This is a genomic window from Mesorhizobium sp. IMUNJ 23232 (assembly GCF_044326205.1).
In the GTDB taxonomy this organism is placed as follows: Bacteria; Pseudomonadota; Alphaproteobacteria; order Rhizobiales; family Rhizobiaceae; genus Kumtagia.
In genome coordinates this window covers 1-7201 of record NZ_JBIRCY010000128.1, presented here as the reverse complement: position 1 = coordinate 7201, position 7201 = coordinate 1, and the positions used below count along the sequence as shown (strand labels likewise).

Here is a 7201-nt window from a genome sequence, read left to right as displayed (position 1 = left end):
CGTGAGGCCTTGCCGGCCACGAGCGCAACGCGACACCCGAGTTCTCGATCGGGGGGCATATGTGCACGGATGGCGCGCGGGTGGGCGACATCAGTTCAAGGAAAAGGGGACTTCCATGCAAGAGAGAACAATCGGCGCGGTCGGAGCCTTGGCGGTCCTGATCGGGCTCACGGATCCGGGGGCGGCACAGGAGCGGTATGCCTTGCCGTTTCCGAACGACATGGCGAAAACGGTGAACGACTTCTTCAGCGGCATCGACACGAATGTGGCTGCCAAGCTGCCGACCGTCGATGTCGAGGCCACCGAGGCGATCGAAGCGATCGAGACCCAGAAAGCGAAGGCGGTTCTCGAATCCGTGTGCGGGCCGGACGATTCCCAGGACGTTGAACTTTATGACGGCTCGCTTGGCCCAACCCTGGATTTTGTGGCAGGCAACGAGCCGAGCACCGCCCAACTCCAATGGAACTCCGATCTGGCACAGAAATATCCTCCACCCAACGCTGATGCGGGCAATGTCTCGCGAGCACGCTGGTGCACCGGCACGATGATCAGTCCCAACGAAATGTTGACGGCCGGCCATTGCTTCGACCAGACCGGCGGTGGCTGGAAAAGGCCGCGGCGGCTCGTGGGAGGCCAGTGGGTGATCATCGAGCCAAACGAGATCGCCCTGAACATGCATGTCAATTTCGGCTATCAGGTGGACAGGAACACGGGCGCCATCCGCACGCCGACCATCTTTCCGATCGTCGCGCTCGACGAATACCGGATCGGCGGCGTCGACTACGCCATCGTGCGGATCGGCGCAGGCGCCGACGGCAGGCAGGCCGGGGATGTCTTTGGCGTTCGCACGGTTGCCACGGTCGATGCGGGCAACGGAACGCCTCTTACCGTGATCCAGCATCCGGCGGGCAACCCGAAAAAGATCGAGGCTGGGCCGCTCGATTTCCTGGCCGACGGTCTGCTCCACTACGGCGACCTCGACACGCAGGGCGGCTCATCCGGATCCGGCGTCCTCGATCCGGCGGCGGCGCTCGTCGGCGTTCACGTCATGGGCGGATGCGTGGATTCGGGCGTCGGCCACAACAAGGCCGTCTCCATCATGGCAATCCGCACGGCATCGAACCGTCTGTGAGGGAACGCGGCGATCCGCACCCTCAATCGTAGCGCAGATCGTCCGCCTTGCCGCCGAAGACGCGATAGGCATAGACGGAATAGCCGAGGATGACCGGCAGCACGAAAGCCACGCCGGCCAGGATGATACCCAGCGCTTCGGGCGCCGACGCCGCCTGCCAGATGGTCAGCCGGTCCGGCACGACGAAGGGATAGAACGACCAGGCGAGGCCGGCGAAGCCGAGCGTGAAGATCGCGGCGAGCGACAGGAACGGCAGGATGGCGTGGCGGTCGTTGGGTTTCGGCAGGTGGAATGTCTGCCACCATAGCCACAGGAACAGCAGGCCGGACAGGATCGGCAGCGGCGACAGCCAGAGCAGTTCCGGAAACACGAACCATTTGTCGAAGATGCGCGGGCTTGCGAGCGGCGTGGCGAGCGACACGGCGGCCATGCCGAGCGCGGTGAGCACCAGCGCCGAACGCAGCCACAGGACCGCCTTCTTCTGCAGCGCGCCGTCGGTCTTGTAGATCAGCCAGGCGGCGCCCATCGCCGCGTAGGCCGCGGCGAGGCAGAGCGCCGCCAGCGCGCCGAAAAGCATCGCCGCCAGGCCGGTCTGGAGGCCGAGCACATAGACGCCGAGCATATAACCTTGCGCCAGCGAGGCGGTGAGCGAGCCCAGAAAGAAGATGCGGTTCCACCGGTGTTTTCGGTGCGTCGGCACTTTTGCGCGGAAATCGAAGGCGACGCCGCGCAGGATGAGGCCGACCAGCAGCACGAAGACCGGCAGATAGAGTGCGGTGAGGATGACGCCATGCGCCATCGGGAAGGCGACCAGCAGCAGCCCGACGGCCAGCACCAGCCAGGTTTCGTTGGCGTCCCAGAACGGGCCGATCGCGGCGATCATGCGGTCCTGCTCGGTGTCGCCGGCCAGCGAGAACAGGATGCCGATTCCGAGGTCGAACCCGTCGAGCACGACGTAGATGAGGATCGCAAGGCCCATCAGGCCGGCGAAGATCAGCGGGAGAAGGGTCGGCCAGTCGAGGGTCATCTGCGGTCTCCCAAATCCATCACCCCGCCATCGGCTGCGCGGCGGGTTTGTCCAGTACCGCCGGCAAGGGCGACTTGTCGCCGTCCTTCGCCGCCTTCAGCGCCAGATGCACCAGCGTCGCGATGTAGGCGATCAGCAAGAAGGCATAGAGCAGCAGATAGACCGTGAGCGTCAGGGCGACATGGCTGCCGGCGACGGGGCCGACCGCGTCCGCCGTTTTCAGGATGCCAGTGACCAGCCAGGGCTGGCGGCCGATCTCGGTGACATACCAGCCCGCCAGCGTCGCCACCCAACCGGAAAACGCCATCGGCACCATCAGCAGCGCGAGCGGTTTCGGCAGCGTATGGCGGCGCCACAGCCAGAAGCTCGCGGTCCACGAGACGGCGAGCATCAGCACGCCGACGCCAACCATGATGCGAAACCCCCAGAACAGCGGCAGCACCGGCGGATGGTTGCCGACATAATCGTTCAGGCCGGGCACCACCCCGTCCCGGCTGTGGCGCAGGATTACGCTGGCGCCGTCGGGGATCGCCACTTCGAAAAGGTTTTCCCGCAAGGCCTCGTCCGGCCAGGCGAACAGGACCAGCGGCACGTTGGCCCGCGTCGTCCAGTTCGCTTCCATCGCCGCAATCTTCTGCGGCTGATGCTCCAGCGTGTTCAGCCCGTGCTGGTCGCCGACGAAGATCTGGATCGGGATCAGGATGGCGCCGAGCGTGGCGCCGGTGCGCAAGGCTTTCCACATCGATTCGGACCGGTCGCCGGCGAGGAATCGCAGCGCCGAGAGGCCGGCGACCAGGAAGGACACAGTCAATCCCGAGGCCAGCAGCATATGGGTGAGGCGATAGGGGAAGGACGGGTTGAAGATCACCGCCCACCAGCTGGCGACATGCACGACTCCGTCGCGGATCTCGTGGCCGGCCGGCGTCTGCATCCAGGAGTTCAGGGCAAGGATCCAGAAGGCCGACATCGTCGTGCCGAAGGCGACCAGCACGGTGGCCGCCGTATGCACCTTGTTGGAGACGCGGCGGAAGCCGAACAGCATGATGCCGAGGAAGACCGCTTCCAGGAAGAAGGCGGTCAGCACCTCGTAGGCGAGCAGCGGCCCGGCGATGTTGCCGACCTTTTCCATATAGCCCGGCCAGTTGGTGCCGAACTGGAAACTCATGGTGACGCCAGAAACGACGCCCATGGCGAAGGTCAGCGCAAACACCTTCACCCAGGTGAAATAGGCGCGCATCCAGGCGGTGTCGGAGGTGGCGTTGTAGCGCAGCTTGAAGAACAGCAGCACCCAGCCCAGCGCGATGCTGATGGTCGGGAACAGGATATGGAACGAGATGTTCGCGCCGAACTGCATGCGCGACAGAATGAGCGGGTCCATCAGGCCTTGGCTCCGGTGTTTGTTCCTGCAACGCACAGTATGTCCGACCCGGCCCCCGGTCAAAGCGGCACGCGGACGCGGGAGGCGCGATGTCGCACCTCGCCACAAACCAGGTGGCGCGCGGGTTGACAGGGCGGCACTTCGGCCCGATCACCGGCGCCGCAACGGCCGGAGCTTGGCATGATCGAGACGGAGGTTTTGGTGATTGGCGGCGGCGCGGCGGGCCTTGCCGTGGCGCAGGCGCTGGCCAGCGCCGGCATCGGCGTGCGCCTGGCCGAGAGCGAGGCGCAACTCGGCGGACCCTGGCGGCGGCGGCACAAGCACCTGACGCTGAATTCGCATCGCGACCTCTCGGTTCTGCCGGGCGTCAACTATCCGCGAGGCACCCCGGCCTTCCCCAAGCGCGCCGCGGTGATTTCGCTGTTCGAGGATTTCGCCCGGCAGCATGGGCTGGCGATCGATTTTTCCACGGCGGTCGAACGGATCGAGCGAGCCGGCGATCGCTGGGAGGTCAAGGCCGGTGACCGCATCTACCGGGCGCGTCACGTGATCGTCGCCACCGGGCGCGACCGGGTGCCCTTCATTCCCGATTGGCCGGGCCGCGACGGGTTCACGGGCAAGATCGTGCATTCGGCGGATTTCGGCGAGGCGGGTCTTTATCGCGGCCAAAGCGTGCTGGTGGCCGGCGCGGGCAATTCCGGCATCGACGTGCTGAACCATCTGGTCAACGTGGAGACGGGACCGATCTGGCTGTCGGCGCGGCATGCGCTGGCCGTATTGCCGAAACGCGTCTTCAACATCGCCGTGCACAAGATTTCGCCGATGCTGGCGCGGCTGCCGCTGCCGCTGGCCGACACGACGATCGCGACGGTGCAGCGCCTGACATTCGGTGATTTGAGCGGGCTCGGCCTGCCGAAACCGGCCGGCGGCCCGGCCAGCCGGCTCGCAATCGACAGCGTGGCGATCGCCAGCGACGACGGCGCGGTGGCGGCGATGAAGGCCGGGCGCGTCAAGGCGGTGGCTGAAATCAAGGGTTTCGACGGACCCAGGGTCATTCTGGAGGATGGCCGGACGGTCGAACCCGACGTGGTCATCGCCGCCACCGGCTACCGCACCGGGCTTGAGCCGATGGTCGGGCATCTCGGCGTGCTGGACGGGCGCGGCAAGCCGCTGTTCAACGGCGGACAAAACGATCCGAACCTGCCCGGCCTGTGGTTCACCGGCATGCGCGCCGACCTGCGCGGCTGCTTCATGAACGCCATCGACAAGGCCGAAGCGATCACCGCGCGGATCGTGAAGGAGCGTTAAGCGGACTTCAGCGCTGCATCGACCTCGCCGCGCAGCGGGATGGAAGGCTGGGCGCCGTTGCGGGTGCAGGCGAGAGAGCCGGCGGTGGCGGCCCGCGCCAGCGCCTGTTGCAGCGGCAGGCCCTCGGACAGGCCGGCGGCCAGATAGCCGCAGAACGTGTCGCCGGCGCCGACCGTGTCGACCGGCGTCACCGGCAGGGCGGGAGCCCGCAGCAGGCGGCCGGCCTCGACGGCGGCGACGCCATCGCCGCCGAGTGTGACGACCACCGTGCGGCCGGTCTCGGCTGAGAAGGCGTGCATGCGATCCTCACGGCTGCCGCCGGCAAGGCCGAGCGCGTCGGCATAAAGATCGAACTCCGTCTCGTTGGCGACGACATGATCGGCCTTGGCGAGCAGATGCGCGGCCTCCGGCCGGAAAGGCGCGGTGTTGAGGATCGAGCGCGCTCCGGCCTTGCGGGCGCTGTCGAGGGCGGCGTCGACTGTCTCCAGTGGAATCTCGTGCTGGAGAAGCAGCACATCGCCCTTCTTGAAATCGGCCTTGGCGAGATCGCCGGGCAGCATCGTGCCGTTGGCGCCCGCGATGATGACGATGACGTTCTCGCCGTGATGATCGACGAAGATCAGCGCCACGCCGGTGGCGGCGGCGGCCTCGCGGACGCCGCCCAGATCGACCTTGCCTTCGGTGAGAAGAGCCAGAGCCTCGCCGGCGAAGGTATCCTTGCCGATGGCTCCGACCATGCGCACCTTGCCGCCAGCGCGCGCCGCCGCCAGCGCCTGGTTTGCGCCCTTGCCGCCCGGCGCGGTGCGGAAGGTCGAACCGGGCACCGTCTCGCCCGGGGCGGGCAGGCGTTCGACATTGGCGATGAGATCGAGATTGATCGAGCCGACGACGGTGATCAAGGCAGCTTCCCCCTATTTTGCCGGAAGCTCTAACGTGTTCGCGCCATCATGGAAATAGCGGCGGCAACCTTGCATCCACGGGCGGTCTTTGGGGGCGCCTGTAACACAAGCCGATACAAGTTTATTGGACGCGGTGGCGACGCGCCCTAATTTCCAACGAATCGATCAATCCGGAGGAACGACCATGACACGGGCCAATCGTTTTCTGCTCGGAACCATCTCGGCGCTCGCGATTGCGGCATTGCCTCTCAATCTCGGCCAATCGGGATCTGGCGGTTTTGGCCTCGCGGTCGCGCAGGCAAAAGGCGGCAACGGCGGGGGAAATGGCGGGGGCCACGGAGGAAACGGTGGGGGCAACGGCAAGGGTGGCGGCGGCGAGCATGGAAAATCGTCCGACGCGCGGGGCCACGCCGGATCGTCCAAGGCCAGCCGCGCCGCCGCGCGCTCGGCGAACGGCACGGTCCGGGCCGATTTCGGCAAGCAGAAATCGCATATGAAGAGCGCCTCGGCCAAGGCCCTGTCCGCCAGATCCACGAAAGCGAAGACGGCGACACTGCCCGCCAGCGTGGCTCTGCCCGACGCCAAGCCGCAGAATTTCCACGCGAAACTCGCCGGCCTCAATTCGTTGAAGCGCAACTATAACGCCTATCTCAACAGCAAGAGCCCGCGCATGGCGGCGATATCCGCCTTCGTCAGGGCTTCGGCCGAACTCGACATCGCGCGGGAGCGAGAAACCAAGGCGGCCGCCGCGCTCGCGGAGGCGCGGGCCGAATTCGCGGCCGCCGCGGAAGAAGCGGCACTGACGCCCTACGACGGCGCGGTCGGTGCCTATGACGATCCGACGGTGGAAAGCCTGAGGGAAAGGCTGGCGGACCTGAACGCCGCGACGGTGGCGGACGAGGATTTGTCGGACTGGCAGGCGGAGGTCGATGCGGTCGAGAGCCTGCTCGACAGCGCGGAGGCCGACGCCGTCGCCGACGCGGAGGCTGCCCGCGCCGCGGCAGAACGGGATGTTGAAACCGCGTCGGTCGGAACCGACGACGAAGCGCTGCGGGAAGCGCTGCTTTCGGCGGCCAACGACAACCGCGTCGCGCAATATGGCGAAGACGACTATGTCGACGACGAAATGATGGACTGGGCCAAGGACTTGCTCGGTGTCGGCCCGGCCGTTGGCAAGATCGACGAGGTCAGGAACACGCTGGATACAGAGTAGGGCGAGAAGCAACCAATCCCTTCTCGCCCATTGCGGGAAGGAACTGGTTGCAAAAGCCGGTCAGGCCTCGAAAATCGAGGTGGATCAAAAGGTTGACGAAAGAGGCGATCCGCGCCACACAGTACACGACTCAAGCCGGGTATTGGCTCGAGAACGGTCTTTTGGGGGCTTTTTCGGCCCAAGCGTTTTTGGCTTCGATGGGTCGATTTGCGATCCAGTCCCTGAGGGCGTCGAGGCCGGTGCG

The 7201-nt window shown here is 66.1% G+C and carries 6 protein-coding genes; 3 read left to right on the top strand and 3 right to left on the bottom strand.

Annotation, left to right across the window (positions count from 1 at the left end):
• Nucleotides 1-115: 115 nt before the first annotated feature.
• Entirely contained in the window at nt 116-1132 is a 1017-nt protein-coding gene (locus ACH196_RS37500; protein ID WP_396651898.1) for a trypsin-like serine peptidase, read from the top strand.
• 22 nt (nt 1133-1154) lie between these two features.
• On the opposite strand, the gene ACH196_RS37495 is transcribed toward ACH196_RS37500, so the two are convergent.
• Entirely contained in the window at nt 1155-2159 is a 1005-nt protein-coding gene (locus ACH196_RS37495; protein ID WP_396651897.1) for a cytochrome d ubiquinol oxidase subunit II, read from the bottom strand.
• Nucleotides 2160-2178: 19 nt separating this feature from the next.
• Complete coding sequence (locus ACH196_RS37490) at nt 2179-3537, bottom strand: cytochrome ubiquinol oxidase subunit I (RefSeq protein WP_396651896.1); 1359 nt, start codon at nt 3535-3537, stop codon at nt 2179-2181.
• 180 nt (nt 3538-3717) lie between these two features.
• Here ACH196_RS37490 and ACH196_RS37485 point away from each other — a divergent pair, with 180 nt between their 5' ends.
• Nucleotides 3718-4845, top strand: coding sequence for a flavin-containing monooxygenase (locus ACH196_RS37485; RefSeq protein WP_396651895.1), 1128 nt, complete (start codon nt 3718-3720; stop codon nt 4843-4845).
• Here the strand turns inward: ACH196_RS37485 and ACH196_RS37480 are convergent.
• Nucleotides 4842-5744 carry a ribokinase gene (locus ACH196_RS37480; protein WP_396651894.1) on the bottom strand — a complete coding sequence of 301 codons (903 nt, stop codon included), beginning with the start codon at nt 5742-5744 and terminating at the stop codon, nt 4842-4844. The genes ACH196_RS37485 and ACH196_RS37480 overlap by 4 nt on opposite strands.
• Before the next feature lie 184 nt (nt 5745-5928).
• Between ACH196_RS37480 and ACH196_RS37475 the strand changes: the two genes are divergently transcribed.
• Nucleotides 5929-6957, top strand: coding sequence for a hypothetical protein (locus tag ACH196_RS37475; protein ID WP_396651893.1), 1029 nt, complete (start codon nt 5929-5931; stop codon nt 6955-6957).
• Nucleotides 6958-7201 lie beyond the last annotated feature (244 nt).